General features: G+C 56.3%; 17 protein-coding genes and 1 tRNA gene. 2 read left to right on the forward strand and 16 right to left on the reverse strand.

Going from position 1 to position 19,529, the window contains the following annotated elements; all coding sequences use genetic code 11:
* Positions 1-5: 5 nt before the first annotated feature.
* Positions 6-2,264: a DNA topoisomerase IV subunit A gene (gene parC, locus HCU74_RS16820; protein WP_168451572.1), complete on the reverse strand. Its 2,259-nt coding sequence runs from the start codon at positions 2,262-2,264 to the stop codon at positions 6-8.
* 146 nt (positions 2,265-2,410) lie between these two features.
* Here parC and HCU74_RS16825 point away from each other — a divergent pair, with 146 nt between their 5' ends.
* Positions 2,411-2,665, forward strand: a complete 255-nt coding sequence (locus HCU74_RS16825; RefSeq protein WP_168451573.1) for a hypothetical protein — start codon at positions 2,411-2,413, stop codon at positions 2,663-2,665.
* 32 nt (positions 2,666-2,697) lie between these two features.
* On the opposite strand, the gene HCU74_RS16830 is transcribed toward HCU74_RS16825, so the two are convergent.
* Positions 2,698-2,883 (reverse strand): hypothetical protein, encoded by a 186-nt coding sequence (locus HCU74_RS16830; RefSeq protein WP_168451574.1) that lies wholly within the window; start codon positions 2,881-2,883, stop codon positions 2,698-2,700.
* Positions 2,884-2,986: 103 nt separating this feature from the next.
* Between HCU74_RS16830 and HCU74_RS16835 the strand changes: the two genes are divergently transcribed.
* Complete coding sequence (locus HCU74_RS16835; protein ID WP_168451575.1) at positions 2,987-3,469, forward strand: FKBP-type peptidyl-prolyl cis-trans isomerase; 483 nt, start codon at positions 2,987-2,989, stop codon at positions 3,467-3,469.
* On the opposite strand, the gene HCU74_RS16840 is transcribed toward HCU74_RS16835, so the two are convergent.
* The 14 genes from HCU74_RS16840 to tpiA all read right to left on the reverse strand — a co-directional run bounded on the left by HCU74_RS16840 (position 3,470) and on the right by tpiA (position 19,474).
* Positions 3,470-4,363, reverse strand: a complete 894-nt coding sequence (locus HCU74_RS16840) for an alpha/beta hydrolase (RefSeq protein WP_168451576.1) — start codon at positions 4,361-4,363, stop codon at positions 3,470-3,472.
* Positions 4,345-6,147, reverse strand: coding sequence for an Lnb N-terminal periplasmic domain-containing protein (locus tag HCU74_RS16845; protein ID WP_168451577.1), 1,803 nt, complete (start codon positions 6,145-6,147; stop codon positions 4,345-4,347). Before HCU74_RS16845 ends, HCU74_RS16840 begins: the two co-directional genes overlap by 19 nt.
* Positions 6,148-6,232: 85 nt before the next feature.
* A complete protein-coding gene (locus tag HCU74_RS16850; RefSeq protein WP_168451578.1) occupies positions 6,233-6,721 on the reverse strand; it encodes a DUF3015 domain-containing protein in 489 nt (162 codons plus the stop codon).
* 298 nt (positions 6,722-7,019) lie between these two features.
* Positions 7,020-9,140 carry a polyribonucleotide nucleotidyltransferase gene (gene pnp, locus HCU74_RS16855; protein ID WP_168451579.1) on the reverse strand — a complete coding sequence of 707 codons (2,121 nt, stop codon included), beginning with the start codon at positions 9,138-9,140 and terminating at the stop codon, positions 7,020-7,022.
* Positions 9,141-9,216: 76 nt separating this feature from the next.
* Positions 9,217-9,486, reverse strand: coding sequence for a 30S ribosomal protein S15 (rpsO, locus tag HCU74_RS16860; RefSeq protein WP_168451580.1), 270 nt, complete (start codon positions 9,484-9,486; stop codon positions 9,217-9,219).
* A gap of 148 nt (positions 9,487-9,634) precedes the next feature.
* Positions 9,635-10,600 carry a tRNA pseudouridine(55) synthase TruB gene (truB, locus tag HCU74_RS16865; protein ID WP_168451581.1) on the reverse strand — a complete coding sequence of 322 codons (966 nt, stop codon included), beginning with the start codon at positions 10,598-10,600 and terminating at the stop codon, positions 9,635-9,637.
* Positions 10,601-10,602: 2 nt separating this feature from the next.
* Positions 10,603-10,992, reverse strand: coding sequence for a 30S ribosome-binding factor RbfA (rbfA, locus tag HCU74_RS16870; RefSeq protein ID WP_168451582.1), 390 nt, complete (start codon positions 10,990-10,992; stop codon positions 10,603-10,605).
* A 26-nt stretch (positions 10,993-11,018) separates the two neighbouring features.
* Positions 11,019-13,841, reverse strand: a complete 2,823-nt coding sequence (gene infB, locus HCU74_RS16875) for a translation initiation factor IF-2 (RefSeq protein ID WP_168451583.1) — start codon at positions 13,839-13,841, stop codon at positions 11,019-11,021.
* A gap of 29 nt (positions 13,842-13,870) precedes the next feature.
* Positions 13,871-15,373 (reverse strand): transcription termination factor NusA, encoded by a 1,503-nt coding sequence (nusA, locus tag HCU74_RS16880; protein WP_168451584.1) that lies wholly within the window; start codon positions 15,371-15,373, stop codon positions 13,871-13,873.
* Positions 15,374-15,420: 47 nt separating this feature from the next.
* The gene (gene rimP / locus HCU74_RS16885) at positions 15,421-15,876 is read right to left on the reverse strand and encodes a ribosome maturation factor RimP (protein ID WP_168451585.1); all 456 of its coding nucleotides are present in this window, start codon (positions 15,874-15,876) and stop codon (positions 15,421-15,423) included.
* Between the two features lie 256 nt (positions 15,877-16,132).
* Positions 16,133-17,899, reverse strand: coding sequence for a hypothetical protein (locus HCU74_RS16890; protein WP_168451586.1), 1,767 nt, complete (start codon positions 17,897-17,899; stop codon positions 16,133-16,135).
* A 346-nt stretch (positions 17,900-18,245) separates the two neighbouring features.
* Positions 18,246-18,331, reverse strand: a tRNA-Leu gene (locus tag HCU74_RS16895).
* Between the two features lie 18 nt (positions 18,332-18,349).
* On the reverse strand, positions 18,350-18,718 hold the full coding sequence (gene secG, locus HCU74_RS16900; RefSeq protein ID WP_168451587.1) for a preprotein translocase subunit SecG: 369 nt from the start codon (positions 18,716-18,718) through the stop codon (positions 18,350-18,352).
* A complete protein-coding gene (gene tpiA, locus HCU74_RS16905; protein ID WP_168451588.1) occupies positions 18,719-19,474 on the reverse strand; it encodes a triose-phosphate isomerase in 756 nt (251 codons plus the stop codon).
* Positions 19,475-19,529: the final 55 nt, after the last annotated feature.

The following is a 19,529-nucleotide window of genomic DNA, read 5'->3' on the forward strand; positions in this document are numbered from 1 at the left end:
CTCACTCAGCTGGCGCTCACCAGTTCAATACCATCGACCTTCTGGAAGCCCCGCGGCAATTTGTGACCGCGGCGGCCACGCTCGCCGATATAGTGTTCCAGCTCTGACAGTTTCAGTCCCAGGTGGCGCTTGCCCGAATACACCTTGATGCTGTCGTTTTGGCCCATCACCACCATCGCAACCATATATTCTTCACGAGACTGCACCCGCGCGGAAGGAATGCCTACCAGCTTGTTACCCTTGCCTCGCGGCATAATCGGCAAGTCGGCCGCAGGGAAGACCAGCATCCGCCCTTCAGTCGTCACCACGACCACAAAGTGCTCCTCTATAGCCGCGACCGGCACTGGAGCCATCACCTTCGCACCCTTGGGCAGGGTCAACGCAGCCTTACCCGCCTTATTCTTGCTGTGCAGGTCAGCCAAGCGAGTGATAAATCCATAGCCGGCATCCGAGGCCAACAGGAAGTACTGGTCATCACGCCCCAGCAGCATACCCTCAAAGCTGACTCCCGAAGGCGGATTGATCCGCCCGGTCAAGGGCTCGCCCTGTCCCCGTGCAGAGGGCAGGCTGTGGGTGGCGACGCTGTAACTGCGCCCGGTACTGTCGAGCAGCACCAGGGGCTGGTTACTGCGCCCCTTGGCGGCCATTTTAAAGCGATCGCCCGACTTGTAACTGAGCGCTGCAGGATCGATATCGTGCCCCTTGGCAGATCTGATCCAGCCCATTTCAGACAACACTACCGTAACCGGATCGGCAGACAAAATATCTTCTTCGGCGAAGGCCTTCGCCTCTTCACGCTGCACCAGGGGCGAGCGGCGGTCGTCACCAAACTCCTCTGCCGCCGCCAGCAATTCCTTGCGCACCAGGGTTTTCATTCGGCGAGTTGAACCCAGAGTCTGTTCCAGACTATCCCGTTCAGCGGCCAGCTCTTCCTGCTCGCCGCGGATTTTCATTTCTTCCAGTTTGGCCAGGTGGCGCAATTTCAGCTCAAGAATGGCCTCGGCCTGAACATCGGTGATACCAAAACGCGCCATCAGTACCGGCTTGGGCTTGTCTTCCTCGCGGATGATCGCAATCACTTCGTCGATGTTCAAAAACGCGATAAGCAGTGCGTCGAGCACATGCAGTCGTTTAAGTACCTTATCCAGGCGGTACTCAAGACGCCGCCGAGTCGTCGTGGTGCGAAACTCCAGCCATTCGCCGAGAATCTTATCGAGGCTTTTCACCTGTGGGCGGCCATCGATACCAATCATGTTCATATTGACGCGGTAACTGCGCTCAAGGTCAGTGGTGGCAAACAGGTGTTTCATCAAGGCCTTGCAGTCAACCCGATTGGAGCGCGGCACAACCACCAGCCGCGTCGGGTTTTCATGGTCTGACTCGTCGCGCAGGTCAACCACCATCGGCAGCTTTTTGGCCTGCATTTGTTGGGCAATCTGCTCCAACACCCGCGAACCCGAGGTCTGGTGGGGCAGTGCGGTAATCACGATATCGTCGTGTTCCATTTGCCATAGCGCGCGCATTCTCAACGAGCCCCGCCCGGTTTCGTAGATCTTACGAATATCCTCCGGAGCGGTAATCAGTTCAGCATCGGTGGGGAAGTCCGGCCCCTGAATATGCTCGCACAGCTCGGCGACTGTGGCCTTTGGCTCGTCCAGCAGGCGCACCGCCGCGCTGACCACTTCGCGCAGGTTGTGCGGCGGAATATCGGTGGCCATACCCACGGCGATACCGGTGGTACCGTTAAGCAGGATATTCGGCACCCGAGCCGGCAGCATCGCCGGCTCATCCAAAGCACCGTCGAAATTCGGCGTCCAGTCCACGGTACCCTGCCCCAGCTCACTCAGCAGCACCTCGGCATAGGGCGTCAGCTTCGACTCTGTATACCGCATCGCCGCGAAGGACTTGGGGTCGTCGGGGGAGCCCCAGTTACCCTGACCGTCGATCAGGGGGTAGCGGTAGGAGAAGTCCTGGGACATCAACACCATCGCCTCGTACACCGCGCTGTCGCCGTGAGGGTGAAACTTACCAATAACATCGCCCACGGTACGGGCAGACTTTTTGTACTTGGCATTGGCCTTCAGACCCAATTCGCTCATGGCGTAAACAATGCGGCGCTGCACGGGCTTGAGGCCGTCGGCGATATTCGGCAACGCGCGATCAAGGATGACGTACATGGAATAATCCAGGTACGCCTTTTCGGTGTAGGCCTTTAACGGCATCTGTTCGACGCCATCAGCGCCAATCACGATTGAGTCAGACATAGTCCAGTTGATCCTTAATTATTCCACTACAACACAGTATTGCCACAGTGGTCAGTAGTTCGGCTTACACCGGTAGGTGTATCTACGAAGCGCGACGGCAGGGCTACAACCGTATACTTTTGCCCATCACTAGAGGAGTTATCAGCATGGTAATGTCAAAGGTCGTCAGCCTCGTAGACTATCGTCAAGACTCGCAACAAATGCAGATCGACGATATCAGCGCACAAGCGTTCCTGTTTTTACAGGAACAAGCCAACGAGAACAATCTCCCCATGCGGAAATTATTGATGGAGCACCTTCTCGGCATTGCCAGTGTGGTCAAAGCTGTGGAAGGCCTGGAGGAAGCCCAAACCTGGCTGGCCACTATCAGCGACGAAATCGGCGGCACCAATCCCCACTGAGCACACTCCTCGCCTCGTCGCGCGCGGTAAGCCTAGTGAGCGGTGTTTTTCCGCTTGCCGCAGCGCACACACCGGTACACGGTAACCAGCTTCCCCTGCTTTACGTCAAACTGACTGTTTTTCTCAACCTGCCACTTGTGATGACCTTCCCGGCACAGGCTATTGCCCTTGGGCGACGGCCTTGAACCCCGTGGCACAAAATCAATGACATCGCCCATACAGCCTCCCCGGCGTTGATAAAGACCTACCACTTCCCATTGCGGCGATTTACTATACGCGCCATTGCCTAGGTACTCATTCACAATTATCGCAGAGGAATATATGGAGATCGAAAAAAACAGCGTGGTGTCATTCTACTATGAGCTGCGCGACAGTGCCGGTGCGCTGCTGGAAAGTAATTTTGGCGAAGATTGTACGCTGTTTCTCCACGGCGCCAACAATATCCTGCCGGGACTGGAAAAGGCCTTTACCGGCCGCCGTGCCGGCGACCAGTTCGAAGTAACGCTACCTCCGGAACAGGCCTATGGGGTGGTTCGCGAAGGGCAACAGCAGCGGATTCCGGCAAAATATCTGAAGCATGAAGGCAAGCTCAAGGTTGGCCAGGTCGTGCGCTTTAACACCGACAAGGGCAGCCGCTCCGCCACCGTGCTGAAAGTCGGCAAGTTCTCCGTGGACGTCGACACCAACCATCCCCTGGCCGGCAAGACTCTGACCTTCCGCATTGAAATTGCCGATGTACGCCACGCAACGGCAGAGGAAATCAGCCACGGACACGCCCACGGCGTCGGTGGTCACCAGCACTGATTACTTGATCAGGGCGGGAAACGGGCACGCCGATGCACCGGCACAGGCACCTTCGGCAATAAAGCCCAACAGCGCCTGCCGCCCCGCAGGATGAGCAAAACCGGCGATATGCTCGCCGTCGTGAAGGTATACCTGTGTTGCTTCGGGATTGGCGGCAGCGTGCAGCGCATCGAAGTGCGCCATTGATACCACCCGGTCACGGCGGCCGTGAATCAACATCACCGGCAATGCCCCCAGCTGAGGCAAGGCATCGACCAGATCGTAGCCCTTTGGCATTGCCCAGCTGGCCGGTTTTTGCAGCAACCAGGTTAACGGGTGGCTGGCGGCGGTATCGGCGGCAATCTGCGCATAGCGGCTAAAACCTGAGTCCAGCACCACCCCCGCATAGCGCTGGCGCAGTGCGTCATCCCGTGCCAGCGCCTGCCCGGCAAGGCTTGCCCCGAGGCTCTGCCCCAGTACATACAGGGGGTGTTCAGCACCGCTGTCGGCCATATAAGCCAGTGCAGCCTGCACATCATCAATCGCCCCCGCCACGGTCGGCTCACCCGCCGATTTGCCGTAACCCCGGTAGTCCAGCAAGAGCACATTGACGCCCTGCTCCGGCAACCAGTACACACTGGCAATGTGATGGCTGATGTTTTGCGCATTCCCGTGAACAAAAAGGAGACTGGCGCGAGGTGTGCCCTCGGCGGGCAACCACCAGCTGTGCAAACGCGGCCCGCCCACAGCACTCAGATAGCGATCTTCATAGCGGAGATGTATATCTGCCGGCGTTCTTACCAATGTCTTCGACGGATAAAACAGCAACGACTCGCAACCCGCTGACAGCGCGAAACATCCCAGCATCACCAGGCGGGCAAGCAGTCCCCCTGGTTTTAAAAATAACTGCGCCATGATAACTGCACCTCGGTACTGTCACGCTCTGCAATACTACGCTGGGCAGCGCTGAACCGCAGCGACTGGTTACGGCCCACTGTCCAGGCGAGGCTGGCCGCCACTGTTTCCCGGCGCCCATCGCGACCGAAGTCACTCACCGTTGCCGTCACTTCGACCGACACCTGTTCACCCTGATAAAGTTGCCCGAGTTCCACCAACGGTGCCAAGCGCCAATTTTGCTGCGCGTCACTATTGTGCTCAAGCTGTACACTAGGAAGCAGATAGCTGACGCCGCCCAGCAGTGACCAGCTTCCCCCCATACCTGCTTTCACTCGAGCGGTCATCGGCGCGCCCTCAGCCCCCTCAAGTCGGGTGAAACCCGCCCTCACCTGCCAGCTCTTTGGTGAAAAGAAACGGTCCCGCACCGACAGTGAGCGGATATACAGGGGGTCAAAGTATTGCAGCCGGGCACCGTCCTCGCGGTACTGACGAAAGGCCAGCTGCCCCATTGCCAGCGTCGCTCCCGGCAAATAGCCGGGCAACGGATCCAGCGCATCGTGATAGCTGATGCGCCACTCTCCCTGTACAAAGTCACGGCCGTCACTGCGCCCCAGCGACACACTTGCGCGGCCGCTACCGTGGGCCAGATCAGGACGGGGCGGTGTCGGCACAGCGAACGCGGGCAGCTTAGCCCTATACTGCCCGACTTCGCGCAGCAGGGCGTGACTACGCTGCGCAGCCGCACTGTCGCGGGCGTCCCGGTTGCGTCGATAACGCAGCAGTCGATAGCTGGCCAGCGCGACCGCCGCGCGATCGGCCTCGGACTGCCGGGTATAAGCGGCACTGCCCAGCACGGCAACATCATCATGCAGTGCTTCGACCAGCTGTTTTTGCTCGTCGTTCAGCGACTGCAACACTGCGTCCAGCTCTACCCGTTTTGACGGTCGATATTCCACCTCGGCAAGGAGTCCCGCCGCCGCGACGGCGCGAACCGTGTCTACGGGAATCGCGGTATAACGGAAGCGGTCAGAAAGATCGACACCCGGGCGAGCAACATCGAGGACCTCAAGCAATCGATAGGCGCAGTTTTCATCAAAGAAATAATAGCCGAAATTCACACCGCGCAGCTCCCAGACATGGCCCAGCAATCGGTCGATTTCCTCGGATGTAAGGTTCAGCCCGTACTCCCACATATCGCGGTTTTCCAGGCGGTTATATTCCTGAATTTTTTCGTAGTAGGGCTGCAGGCTGAAGTGACCGGGGTAACCACCGAAAATACCTTTGTAGGCATACAGCATGCCATTTTCGCCCGGAGGAATATTCGCGGCAAAATTCAGCGCATGGGAAAGAAAAGCCGACGCAGAGCGCTCACCGGCAGGGTCGAGACGCAAAAACGTGTGACCATACATTGACGACGGGCTGTTCAGGTAGCTGGCGGCCATCACCAGCACCACCTCATCGACATTGAGCTTGGCCCGCCACGCGGCATACTCTCCACAGGTAGCGGCTTCCGCCTCGTCCACCAGCCCCCGTTCACGTAGGTAGGCATAGCGGGCCGGATAACGACAGCGCAGCAGCGAATCACTCTGCATTGCCGCGATAGTCGCCTGCAACTCAGCGGCGGGGTCGCGATGCCCTCGGTCGCTGATAAAAAATGTTGCGTCGTCGATATCGCTCTGTGCCTGGCCATGCTGGAAGTGCAGCAGAGCCAGCCACTTTCGATCGATGTCCTGTGCGTAAAGCGCACTGCTGAACCAAACCAAGGCCAGGGCTAACAGGCGAGATGCCCCGTGTTTCCACATACGTCCCGGTACGCTCCCCACAAAAAGAAAGGCAGCGCGAAGGCTGCCTGTCGAGTTTTACACTTGGCAACAATAGCCGCAGGTATTAAGCCTGGCTGACGTACTTCACCAGACGCTGATCGTTTTTCATCACTTCAACAATCGACGCCATAACATCCTCTGCTGCAACATCGGCATGTGGGAACAGGCTGTTGAAATTCTGGTGCAGCGCCTGTTTGAATACCGGGCGATCTTCTGCGGTCACACCGAATGACACGGCGACCGCTGTCAGTGCTTCACCATCGCCACGGGCAACGTCTTCAGAAAACTCGTCCATGATCGCGCCGACGTTGATCATTTTCTTGCCACCGTAGGTCAGCGTACCATCGGTGGAGCAACCATTGGTGCCCAGGGTCATGCCAAAGGTGTTATTGCCCGAGGTGCCATTGGTAACCGAAGCCACCAGGTGAGAAGGCAGGCCCGACTGGCCCGCGAACAACATATTACCCCAGCCGCAGTTTGGGCCACCGGGAGCAACCGCGAAGGAGGCACTCGAAGAGAGAACGATGGCAGAGGCCAACAGCAATTTTTTCATCAAATATTCCTCGTCTTTTTTTGATAATTCTTCCAGTTGAATAAGCACTGTATACCTTGGTTACAACCCAGGCTCTCATCAGAAAGCCGGTACGGCAACCCCCAGCACTTGGCAGACTGAGATTAGCACAGTCTGCCAAGTGAACCAGTATTGTTGAGTAAAATGTCGCAACCCTGTACGGCAGAGCTTTGCCAGATTTATTGTTACGGTGGCATATGGCCCTTACTTTCCCCCACGCACAAACAAAAAAGCCCCGCTACCGACACGCGGTAGCGGGGCTTTTTATCGAGCGAAGGGCTTATTCAGCTGCGGGAGCTGCTTCTTCGCCAGTTTCAGCTTCGACTTCTTTCATAGACAGCTTGATACGGCCACGCTGGTCTACGTCGAGCACTTTAACGCGTACGTCCTGACCTTCTTTCAGGTAGTCGCTCACGTTTTCAACCCGCTCATCGGAGATTTGCGAGATGTGCACCAGACCGTCTTTACCAGGCAGGATGGTAACGAAGGCACCGAAATCAACGATGCGCGCCACTTTACCCACGTAGGTTTCGCCCACTTCGGCCTCAGCAGTAATCGCCAGGATGCGCTCAACAGCGGCATCACGCGACTCGGCATTGGCGCCGTAAACGCGGACACTACCGTCGTCTTCAATGTCGATCTGGGCTTCAGTTTCTTCGCAAATCGCGCGAATGGTTGCGCCGCCTTTACCGATGATGTCGCGAATCTTGTCAGAGTCGACCTTCATCATGTGCATGCTTGGGGCGTTGTTGGAAACGCCATCGCGGGAAACAGCCAGCACCTGGTTCATCTGACCCAGAATGTGCAAACGGGCCTGTTGAGCCTGCTCCAGAGCGATTTCCATGATCTTTTGGGTAATACCCTCGATCTTGATATCCATCTGCAGAGCGGTAACACCATCAGCGGTACCGGCAACTTTAAAGTCCATGTCGCCAAGGTGATCTTCGTCGCCAAGGATGTCGGTGAGAACTGCGAAGCGCTCGCCTTCCTTGACCAGACCCATCGCAATACCGGCAACCGGAGCCTTCAGCGGCACACCGGCGTCCATCAGCGACAGGCTGCCTACGCAAACAGAAGCCATTGAGCTGGAGCCATTGGATTCAGTAATTTCCGATACCACGCGAATGGTGTACGGGAATTCTTCAGCGGTGGGCAGCACCGCTTCCAGGCTGCGGCGCGCAAGGCGACCGTGACCAATTTCACGACGACCCGTGCTACCCATACGACCACACTCACCTACCGAGTAGGGAGGGAAGTTGTAGTGCAACATAAAGTTGTCTTTGAACTCACCCTGCAGCGCATCAATAAACTGTGCGTCACGGGTAGTACCCAATGTTGCAACACCAATGGCCTGGGTTTCGCCACGGGTAAACAGTGCGGAGCCGTGGGACTTGTTCAGCACGCCAACTTCGACGTTGATCGGGCGCACAGTGCGGCTGTCACGGCCATCGATACGGGGCTCGCCGTTCAGAATACGCTGACGAACAATTTGCTTCTCAAGCTTGGACAGCACGCCTTTGACGTCATCGGCGGAGAATTGTGCATCCTCACCAGAGGCCAGAGCGGCAACCGCCTGCTCGCGAATTTCAGCTGTTTTCGCGTAGCGCTCCATTTTGTCAGTGATGCGATAGGCATCACCCAGTGCGGCTTTGTAGCCCTCGGCCACGGCACCCATCAGTGCAGTGTTTTCTGCCTCTGGCTGCCAATCCCAAGCAGGCTTGCCTGCTTCCTGAGCCAGCTCTTTAATGACAGCGATCGCCGCCTGCATTTCCTGGTGTGCGTACAGCACGGCGCCGAGCATCTGGTCTTCAGTCAGTTGCTTGGCTTCGGATTCAACCATCAGTACCGCGTCTTGTGTACCGGCAACCACCATGTCCAGCAGGCTGTTATCCAGCTGCTCGAAGCTCGGGTTGAGGATGTAACCGTCTTCGGCGGTAAAGCCAACACGGGCAGCACCCACAGGACCAGCAAAGGGCACACCGGAAATTGCCAGTGCAGCAGAAGTACCAATCAATGCCGCAATATCGGGGTCGTTTGCCTTGTCGGCAGACATGACCGTACAGATCACCTGCACTTCATTCTGGAAGCCATTGGGGAACAGCGGACGAATGGGACGGTCGATCAGGCGTGACGTCAGTGTCTCTTTTTCCGAGGGACGGGCTTCGCGCTTGAAGAAACCACCGGGGATTTTACCAACGGCGTAGGTACGCTCCTGGTAGTGTACCGACAGTGGGAAAAAGTCCTGGCCGGGCTTGGCGGATTTTGCCGCGACAACCGTACACAACACCTGTGTTTGATCTATCGTTACCAGCACAGCGCCGGTAGCTTGTCTGGCGATACGGCCAGTTTCCAGGGTGACAGTCTGATTGCCCCACTGGAATGTTTTAGTTACGGGATTCACTAATAATTTCCTCCCTAATATAGGGGTTACAAAAAGTATGAGGGGGCCGATAAGGCCCCCTCACTTATTCTTTATTTTAGCGACGCAGACCCAGACGCTTGATCAGATTCCCGTAGCGGGTCTGGTCTTTGCGCTTCAGGTAGTCCAGCAGTTTACGACGCTGGTTAACCATGCGGATCAGACCACGGCGTGAGTGGTGGTCCTTTTTGTGGCCTTCGAAGTGGCCCTGCAGCTTGTTAATGTTAACAGTCAGCAGTGCAACCTGTACTTCCGGAGAGCCCGTATCGCCTTCAGCGGTCTGGTACTCTTTTACAACTTCAGCTTTTTCAGCAGCAGATAATGCCATGATTATTCCTCAACAATGATATGCCCAAATAAACGAGCCTGACCGCGCACATCTACAGACAGGTTCGGAGGGTCAGCGACCCCCGGGTACTTCCCAAATACACTTCAGATTACTGGCGAATTCGACGCAATAATAATTTGGCCGCGCATTATCCCATATTTGCCAGCAAACGACGAGGCGTAACACGCCCGTCATCCAATATTTCTCCAATTCCCAGAAATTCACGGCCAGTTCCGACGGTTTCACCCGTGGATAACATCCCCACAGGACCATATAAACGCAGCAAGCCCTCAGTCGGGGCCTGGGAAATCTGCACCGCCTGCCCCTGCAACAAAAAGTGGGCGGAAACTTCACCGAAGGTTTTTTCCGGAATGTGGTCCAGCGCGGCGTCTACGGGCAACAACAGAGCATCCAGCTCGTCAAAGGCCTCCTTGTCCCTCAGCGCTTGCAGCTCATCAAAGCCATAGCTCTGCTCTTCGACAAAGGGCCCAGCCTGAAGGCGACGAAGACCACCCACATAACCACCCACACCAAGGGCGGCGCCGAGATCCTCAGCAAGGGAACGTATATAGGTGCCCTTGCTGCAATGTACTCTCACCGTCGCTTCAGCTCGGGGACCGGGAACAAAGGACTCCAGCTCAAAATGGGAAATCGTCACCGGGCGAGCCTCGCGCTCGACCTCGATGCCCTTGCGCGCCAATTCATAAAGGGGCTTGCCATCGCGCTTGAGTGCAGAATACATCGGCGGAACCTGAAGGATATCGCCCTGAAAGGCGACCATCGCTCGGGTAACATCCTCGGCCGTCAGACCGCTGGCATCGGCTTCGGCGACGACCTCACCCTCGGCATCGCCGGTGCTGCGGCATTCGCCAAACACAAAGGTGCTGCGATAGACCTTATCCGCATCGAGGAGATACTGGGAAAACTTGGTGGCCTCGCCCAGACAAATCGGCAATACCCCAGTCGCGAGCGGATCGAGAGCACCGGTGTGCCCTGCTTTGGCGGCCTTGTAGATAGCTCGACACACCGTCAGTGCAGAGTTTGAGCTACGCTCCAGCGGCTTATCGAGAATGAGAATACCATTGACCGCTCGGCCCTTGCGACGACGTCCCAAACTCAGGCCTCGTCGTCGTTGTCCGCGTGGCGGCTGCGATCAGAATCAACCGCACGCTGGATCAACTGGCTGAGCTGCTGGCCACGATTGATGGAGGAGTCGTAGTAAAAACGAAGCTGAGGAGTGGTACGGGCATTGTTCACCTTGGCAACATGACTGCGCAAAAAGCCAGCGGCTTTATTGAGGGCCGCCAGAGATTCAGCGGCCTCCTCGGCACTGTCTTTACCCATTACGGTGACATAGACCTTAGCGTGACTGAGGTCACGACTGACCTCAGCATCAGTCACACTGACCATACCGATACGTGGATCTCTCAGCTCCATCTGGATAAGCGTACCCAGTTCTCGCTTGAGAAAATCCGCAATGCGGGCGGTGCGGCTAAACTCTTTCATTTACACTGCCCTCACTATCACGCGACTTACAGCGAACGCGCAATTTCTTTCACCTCGAACACTTCGATCTTGTCGCCGGGACGAACGTCTTTGTAGTTCTTCACGCCGATACCACACTCGAGGCCGTTTTTGACTTCATTGGCGTCGTCTTTAAAGCGGCGCAATGACTCCAGCTCACCCTCGTAGATCACCACATCGTCACGCAGTACGCGGATGGGCTTGCTGCGGTAAACCGTACCTTCCAACACCATACAGCCGGCGATATCGCCAAATTTCGGCGAGCGGAAAACGTCGCGAACTTCGGCAATACCAACGATCTCTTCACGCATTTCCGGGCTCAGCATGCCGCTCAGCGCCGACTTCACGTCGTCAATCAGGTCGTAGATAACGCTGTAGTAACGCAGGTCAATGCCTTCGCTTTCGGCCAGCTTTCTGGCACTGCCGTCGGCACGCACGTTAAAGCCGAACATAACTGCACTGGACGTTACCGCGAGGTTAACGTCGGTCTCGGTAATACCACCGACACCACCGGACACAATGTTCACGTTAACTTCTTCGTTGCCCATATCCAGCAGCGAGGCCTGAATAGCTTCCAGGGAACCACGAACGTCGGCTTTAACGACAACGTTAAGGGTCTTGCGATCACCCGCTTCCATGCTTTCAAACATACGGTCGAGCTTGGCGGCCTGCTGGCGCTTGATCCGCTGCTCGCGCTCACGCACCTGACGGAAGTCAGCAACTTCGCGGGCTCGGCGGTCATTTTCGACCACCACAAATCCGTCACCGGCATCCGGCGTTCCATCCAGACCGAGAATTTCTACGGGAATGGAGGGTCCAGCGGCCTTAATCGGCTTGCCGTTCTCATCCATCATCGCCCGAACACGGCCGGAACACTGGCCTGCAAGTACAATATCACCCTGATTCAAGGTGCCGTGCTGCACCAGCAGCGAGGCAACCGCACCGCGCCCTTTATCGAGACGGGATTCAATAACGATACCCTGAGCCGGCACATCGCTGGCCGCCTTCAGTTCAAGCAGCTCAGCCTGGAGCAAAATAGCGTCGAGCAGAGAGTCGATGCCTTCACCGGTATGAGCCGAGACGTAACAGAACTGAGTATCGCCGCCCCACTCCTCGGAAATAACTTCCTTCTGGGACAGTTCGGTTTTCACCCGATCAACATCGGCGCCTTCCTTGTCCATCTTGTTCACCGCAACCACCAGTGGCACACCGGCTGCACGGGCATGGGCAATGGCTTCTTCGGTCTGAGGCATTACGCCGTCATCCGCCGCCACAACCAGAATTACGATATCAGTACTCTTCGCACCACGGGCACGCATGGCGGTAAAGGCCGCGTGTCCCGGGGTATCGAGGAAGGTAATCATGCCGTGGCCGGTTTCTACGTGGTAGGCACCGATATGCTGGGTAATCCCCCCGGCTTCGCCACTGGCGACCTTCGCCGAGCGAATATAATCCAGCAGCGAGGTTTTACCGTGGTCGACGTGACCCATTACCGTTACAACCGGAGCACGGGGTGTGAGGGTACCTTCGCCAGTCTGGGCAACCAGAGTTTCTTCCAGCGCCTCTTCCACCGCGTCTTCCGACACCAGCTTGGCGTTATGGCCCATTTCTTCCACCACCAATTGGGCAGTTTCCTGATCCAGTGGCTGGTTGATGGTAACCATCATGCCCATTTTCATCAGCTCTTTGATGACTTCAGCAGCCTTGACCTTCATCTGCTGCGCCAGCTCACCCGCAGTGCTGGTTTCACCAATAGAGACTTCGTAGGTGATTTTTTCAGTGGGCGCCTGGAAGCCATGACGCTGCTGATCTTCAGGCAGTTTCAGGGTTTTCTTCTTGCGGCGACCAGAGGCGCTGCGATCGTTGTCAAACTCGTCACGGCGACCGCGACCCTTGCCTTTCTTGCCCTTGCTGCGACGATCATCGTCGTCACCGGCTGGAGCGGCACGCAAATGGCGCGGCCCGGCGGGCTTTTTGTCGCCGGCAGTGTCAGCTGTGGCGCGTGGCGCAGCGGGTGTCGCCGCAGCACGTGCTTTCTTTTTACGCTCGCGCTCTTCTTCTTCGCGCTTTTTCTCCGCGAGGACAGCGGCACGGCGTTCACGCTCGCGCTCTTCCTCTTCCTTGCGCCGCAGAATCGCGCGCTGACGCAACACCTCTGGATCGACATCAAGGGGATTTTCTTCAACTGGAGTTTCAACCGGCGCCGCGTCTTCCTTCGCCGCAACGGCAGGCTCTTCGGCAGCTTGTTCGGCCACCTCTTCTACCGGCTCAGAAACTTCTTCTACCGCAGTTTCGACCGACTTCGATTCAACCGGGGCTTCAGCGGGCTCCTCGGCAACAACCGGTTCAGCCACTTCGGGCTCAACGGCTTCCGGCTCGCTGGCCACCTCGGGCTCATCGACCGCGACCGGCGCTTCGGTGGTTTCGACCACTTCAGGGGTCGCTGCAACGTCCGCCGGCGCAAGGTCTTCGACCTCGCGCAGCTCTTCTACAGGTGCGCTGTCCGCCGCCGAAGGCTCCGGAGTTTCCACCTCGTCGCGCTTCATGTAGGTGCGTTTTTTACGCACTTCGATATTGACCGTTTTCTTACCTGCTCCAGAGCCGGTTTTCAAGGTGCTAATCGTCTTGCGCTTCAAGGTAATCTTGCGTGGCACATCGGTGGATTCACCGTGGCTACGCTTCAGAAAAGTGAGCAGGGTCTGCTTATCTTCGTCGGATACTTTCTGATCCGCCGAGCTATGCGACAACCCAGCCTCTTTCATTTGTCTGAGCAGGCGTTCCACAGGTGCGCCAACAACGTCAGCTAGCTGGCTCACGGTAACTTCGGCCATTCATTATCTCCCTAAACTGTACGACTCGCTTAGCTTGCTGATTCGTCTTCGTCGGCAAACCAGGGGGCACGGGCGGTCATAATCAATTCAGCGGCCCGTTCTTCAGTCATATCTTCAATATCGAGAAGATCTTCAACGGCTTGTTCAGCCAGATCTTCCATCGTTACGATGCCGCGACTTGCAAGAATGAATGCGAGATGTTTTTCCATCCCATCCATTGTTAACAGATCTTCTGCCGGCTCGGCATCGTCTAACTGCTCTTCACTGGCGATAGCCTGGGTCAGCAGCGCGTCCTTGGCACGAGCACGTAGCTCCTGCGCAATATCTTCATCGAAGCCTTCGATAGCCATCATTTCTTCCATGGGCACGTAGGCAACTTCTTCCAGGGTGGTAAAGCCTTCCTCTACCAGCACCTCGGCAACATCTTCATCAATGTCGAGACTGTTCATAAACAGTTCGATGATCTGACCGGACTCCTGCTCGTGTTTCTCGGCCATTTCCTCAATGCTCATCACATTGATAGTCCAGCCGGTCAGCTCACTCGCCAGACGCACATTCTGCCCGGCACGACCAATCGCCTGAGCGAGATTATCGTCAGCCACGCCAACGTCCATTGTGTGGGTGTCTTCGTCCACAACAATAGATTCAACTTCAGCGGGGGCCATTGCGTTAATAACCAGCTGAGCGGGGTTATCATCCCAAAGAATGATGTCGACACGCTCATTGCCCAACTCTCCTGACACCGCCTGTACACGCGATCCGCGCATACCCACACAGGCACCCACCGGGTCGATACGGCCGTCGTTGGTTTTCACTGCAATTTTCGCGCGCGAACCGGGGTCACGCGCCGCTGCGCGAATCTCGATAACGTCTTCAGAGACTTCCGGCACTTCAATTTTAAACAGCTCAATGAGCATTTCCGGGCAGGCGCGGCTCAAAAAGAGCTGCGGGCCCCGAGCTTCGGGGCGCACGTCCTGCAGGATAGCACGCACGCGATCATTGATCCGAAATACTTCGCGCCCAACCAGCTCCTCACGGGACAGCAGGGCCTCTGCATTGTTGCCCAGATCGACGATAATGCTGTCGCGGGTCACCTTTTTGACGGTGCCGTTAATCAGCTCGCCAACCCGGTCGCGATACTCGTCAACCACCTGCGCCCGCTCGGCCTCGCGCACCTTCTGCACGATAACCTGCTTTGCGGTTTGCGCGGCAATGCGACCGAAGCCCACGTTTTCAACCAGCTCCTCGAAGACGTCACCCACTTTCAGATTCGGGTCGCGCTCGTGGGCCTCCTCCAGCGTAAACTGGGTACCCAACAGCGCCATTTCATCATCCGGCATCACCAACCAACTACGGTAGGTTTCGTAATCGCCCGTATGACGGTCGATGACAACGCGGATATCCGAATCTTCCTCGTAGCGTTTTTTCGTTGCAGTGGCCAAAGCCTGCTCTATCGCTTCAAAGATAATGTCCTTGGACACACCTTTTTCGTTAGATACTGCTTCAACTACCAGCAATATTTCTTTACTCATTGTCCGCCTCTATTCCGTAGCCGGCTGATATGGTTAATCGCTGCCACTCAAAAAGAGGGAACGACCTGTGCTTTTTCAATCTGGTCAAATGGCAGCAGATATTCGTGATCTTCAAACTGCACGATGACTTCATCACCCTCGACACCTACCAGGCGACCGAGGAATTTCCTGCGCCCCTCAAAGGCCATACGCAGGCGCACACTGACATCGCTGCCAATGTAACGGGTGAACTGATCCAGGGTGTACAGGGGACGATCCATACCCGGCGACGACACCTCAAGGGTGTATTCGCCCGCAATGGGATCCTCTACGTCCAGCACACCACTGATCTGGTGACTGACCTTTGCACAGTCATCCACCGAAATACCGTTTTCACTATCGATATAGACACGCAACATGGTGTTGCGCCCGTGGGATTGATGCTCAATCCCCCATAGCTCAAAGCCCAGCGCTTCAACGCCAGGGCGTAACATTTCTTCAAGCTTGTCGCGCTTTGCAGACAAATTCTTAACCCACCAATAAAAAATGGGCCCAAGGCCCACTATCGAAATTCTCTGTCGCACGCGGGAGTAAAACCATAAACCCTACACCGCAATACGAAAAAGCCCCTGCGTAAGGGGCTCTTTAAAACTTCTAACTCAGCACGCCGCCTTACGTTCAAGAGCGATAATACCACCGCTTTAAGAACCGACCCGCTCTCAGGAGGCGAAATTATAGACACCATCCACTCACAGGTCAAGGCGCGCAAGCATTACCACACTACTCTTCAACCCTTACACCGAGCTTTTTGGCGATACTATCAAAGTCGAAGGAAGACTGGTTTTCCCAGAGCGAAATCAACACTGGCAACTGGCTCACGCCGTCCTTCCCCGCCGGCAGGGCGTAGCGGCGAAGAGCCTCGTCAACCTCAACCAAATCTTCAAGCTCCAGATAGACCGTCAGCCCGGTCATGCGCTTGCAAATGCGAATCAAACTGACCAGGCACTGCTTCTTTTTCAGACTGAGGGCGAGCTCCAGCCGCTCAATGGATTCGCGACGCTTCTGCTGGCGACTGAAGGCGCGATCAAGCACACCACTCAAGCCCTTGCTCGGCTCAATAATGGCTTGTCGCAAACGCCGCTGCCGCTCAGCAAGCTGACGGGCACTCGGCCCAAACTCCTTCAGCGCCGACTTGAACTCCAACAACGGCAACTTCGCATCTTCTATCGCCGCCGGATTTTCCCGCAGACTCAACGAAAACAAGGTGTCGCGACGCTTCTCCAGCAGACGGAGATAGCTCAGCAAGCGCAACTCCAATTCCTGGGCGGCGTCATTGAACGACAGAGCAAATTGATCGCTGAAGTCCCTGACATCGGCGGCCAACTGCATGATATAGCTACGCAAACCAAAGAACAGGTAGTCGTGATCGTCCTCGGTTTTCGCAAACTCCAGCAAAACCCTGGGCAAGCGACTCAACACACTGGCGGCAAGCAACTCTTCAAAGGCACGCAGCTTGCTGGAAATCGCCGCTGCAAAACCGGAGCCATCTGCCGAAAGCCCACCAGCCAGTAACGGCAACAACACCTCTGCACGCGCATTATGCGCCGCCTCCATCATTGCCAACACACCGGCACTGACCTGACGCTCGACCGTAACGACCCGCGACAGCGACCACTGCAAATGACGGGTAATGTCTTCGTTACCCAGCGACCCAAAGGGAATCGCCATGCCATTAAAGTACACAGACGCCCCGTCCAGCAAAGTCTCCTCTGCCAGAAATCGGCGTGCCGAATAGGCATTGAATGACAACTTTTTAACCGGCCCCACCAGAAAAAGATAACGCTCCGTGGCAATCACCTCGCACTGGCGCATACACGCCTCGTCGGCGATCTGCTCGCGAATAAAGGGGTGAGCGTGATCCAACAGACTTTTCGCGGTCTGCGTGCGAAAACGATAGCCCAGCATCTGCTGCTTGAGGAAGACCTCGATTATAAATTCCCGCAGCACTCCACTGGTCAGCCCACGACGGGACGATGCTATTTCCAATGGCGCGCTGCGAGTCAACAGCACCAGCTCATCCAGATACGCCTGCCGCAGCAGGTTTTTCTGACCAATTTGATGGAGATCCCCTTCGGAGTCGTAGGCATCGAAAACCGATACACTCCCCTCCAGAAGGTCCACATAGGCGCCGGCATCACTCATCCCTCGCAGCGACTCAAGCGTGGCCTCCAGCTTTTTCGCCACCACGATCAGCTTCGGCGAATCGAGCTTTGCCCTGGCGTCGGCCAATCTGGGACGACCGGAAAACGCAAGCCGCCGATTCTCCCGATCCAACACAATTCCCTTTGGCGCAAGATACCGGTGGTAGGCATAACGCCGTTCCGCCCCGCTCAGTTTTTTGAACGCCTCACTTACCGTTAATTGCCATTTGGCATTTAACAAGGGATCAAGATTACTGAGATCATAAGAAATTTCGGGGGCAATTCTCGGCCGAAATTCGCCGCCCTGCTTGCCGGCGACAGCCCGCACGCTACTACCTGTATCCATATATCGCGTCTCCATGGGCACACTAGCCCCGCGTCGGATGAAATATAACCAACTAAACTACATCAATAAATAAAGCCCATCACTAACAGGACTATAAGCCCCCGGCAACCCAGCAAAGATCATCTAACAGGTTAGACCAAAGATACTTATACCGCGTATTCCCACCAAGAAAAACATATCGCACCCTGTTTTTGCCGAGGAAAGAACAATCCAAATCCTCGACGACTCCAACAAAGGGGGGCAGCCCTGCACAACCCAGCACCTGCGAACCCGCAAACACAGGCACTCCAGATGCAAAAAAGCCCCGCATGACCTTGTCATGCGGGGCTTTCACTTTCTACGTAGTTGGTGCCGAAGGCGGGACTTGAACCCGCACGAGCTATGCTCACCACCCCCTCAAGATGGCGTGTCTACCAATTCCACCACTTCGGCTAATTTTTGCGATCCGGCTTATTGCGGGATATCACTCTCCGGCCCCGCCGGCATATCGGACTCCGGCGCCACCGGCAACTCATCGCTGGGCACTGGAGCCACTTCGCGACTCTCCTCCAGAACGGGCACATCAATGATGTCTTCGTCGATGCCACTACGATCTTTCGCCACATAGGCAAGCGCCAAACTGGTAGCAAAAAACAGTGTTGCCAGAATGGCTGTCGCGCGGGTCAGCACATTACCACTACCCGAGCTGCCAAACAATGTTTGCGATGCACCCGCACCAAAAGAAGCGCCCATGTCGGCACCTTTACCCTGCTGAACAAGGATCAGGCCGATTATGGCCAGCGCCGCAAGTACGTGCACTATCAGTATAATTTGTTCCATTTACTCCGCCGCCCGACAAATTGCGGAAAATTCCTGCGCATTCAAAGAAGCGCCACCTACCAAACCACCATCAATATCGGTCTGGCTGAAAAGCTCTGCGGCATTCGCCGCCTTAACACTACCGCCGTACAAGATTCGCAAACGCTGAGCAAAGTCAGCATCCCGCTCAGCAAACACCCCGCGAATAAAGGCATGCACTTCCTGCGCTTGGGCAGGGCTTGCGGTCTTACCTGTGCCAATGGCCCAAACCGGCTCGTAGGCCACAACCAGCGAACTCAGCTCTTCGAGCGAGAAGCGCGCCAGCAACGGTGCCAATTGTGCTGACACCACCTCAAGGGTACGCCCTTCATCGCGCTCGCTTTCGCTCTCGCCAACGCAAACAATCGGCAACAAGCGCGCTTCAATTGCCCGCGCCAACTTATCCGCAACCTGCTCGTTGCTCTCGCCGTAAAGCGCGCGGCGCTCCGAGTGCCCGATCATCACATAGCGACAACCGATGTCTACGGCCATCTCCGCCGAGACCTCTCCGGTAAACGCGCCCTCACCGCCCTGATCGCAGATATTCTGCAAGCCCACCGCAAGCGCACTGCCACGCAGTGCCTCGACGGTTTGCGCAGCAAATACCGCTGGCGGAAACACCGCCATATCGAGTTTCGGCTCGGAGGGTAACGCCTTGATGAGCTCGCTCAGCAATTCACTGATAGCCGCACGGCTTCCGTGCATTTTCCAGTTACCCGCTACCAGTTTGCTCCGCATACTACGTCCCTTAGCGCAAAATGGGCGCCAATCTTACATAAACTTATCGGGACAT

The sequence above is a fragment of the Spongiibacter thalassae genome, from assembly GCF_012272835.1.
GTDB lineage: Bacteria > Pseudomonadota > Gammaproteobacteria > Pseudomonadales > Spongiibacteraceae > Spongiibacter > Spongiibacter thalassae.

What these genes read in the sequence shown, in the direction of transcription:
- parC (WP_168451572.1), bottom strand. Translation starts at nt 2,264, where the DNA reads ATGTCTGACTCAATCGTGATTGGCGCTGATGGCGTCGAACAGATGCCG.
- HCU74_RS16825 (WP_168451573.1), top strand. Translation starts at nt 2,411, where the DNA reads ATGGTAATGTCAAAGGTCGTCAGCCTCGTAGACTATCGTCAAGACTCG.
- HCU74_RS16830 (WP_168451574.1), bottom strand. Translation starts at nt 2,883, where the DNA reads ATGGGCGATGTCATTGATTTTGTGCCACGGGGTTCAAGGCCGTCGCCC.
- HCU74_RS16835 (WP_168451575.1), top strand. Translation starts at nt 2,987, where the DNA reads ATGGAGATCGAAAAAAACAGCGTGGTGTCATTCTACTATGAGCTGCGC.
- HCU74_RS16840 (WP_168451576.1), bottom strand. Translation starts at nt 4,363, where the DNA reads ATGGCGCAGTTATTTTTAAAACCAGGGGGACTGCTTGCCCGCCTGGTG.
- HCU74_RS16845 (WP_168451577.1), bottom strand. Translation starts at nt 6,147, where the DNA reads ATGTGGAAACACGGGGCATCTCGCCTGTTAGCCCTGGCCTTGGTTTGG.
- HCU74_RS16850 (WP_168451578.1), bottom strand. Translation starts at nt 6,721, where the DNA reads ATGAAAAAATTGCTGTTGGCCTCTGCCATCGTTCTCTCTTCGAGTGCC.
- rpsO (WP_168451580.1), bottom strand. Translation starts at nt 9,486, where the DNA reads ATGGCATTATCTGCTGCTGAAAAAGCTGAAGTTGTAAAAGAGTACCAG.
- rbfA (WP_168451582.1), bottom strand. Translation starts at nt 10,992, where the DNA reads ATGAAAGAGTTTAGCCGCACCGCCCGCATTGCGGATTTTCTCAAGCGA.
- infB (WP_168451583.1), bottom strand. Translation starts at nt 13,841, where the DNA reads ATGGCCGAAGTTACCGTGAGCCAGCTAGCTGACGTTGTTGGCGCACCT.
- nusA (WP_168451584.1), bottom strand. Translation starts at nt 15,373, where the DNA reads ATGAGTAAAGAAATATTGCTGGTAGTTGAAGCAGTATCTAACGAAAAA.
- HCU74_RS16890 (WP_168451586.1), bottom strand. Translation starts at nt 17,899, where the DNA reads ATGGATACAGGTAGTAGCGTGCGGGCTGTCGCCGGCAAGCAGGGCGGC.
- secG (WP_168451587.1), bottom strand. Translation starts at nt 18,718, where the DNA reads ATGGAACAAATTATACTGATAGTGCACGTACTTGCGGCGCTGGCCATA.
- tpiA (WP_168451588.1), bottom strand. Translation starts at nt 19,474, where the DNA reads ATGCGGAGCAAACTGGTAGCGGGTAACTGGAAAATGCACGGAAGCCGT.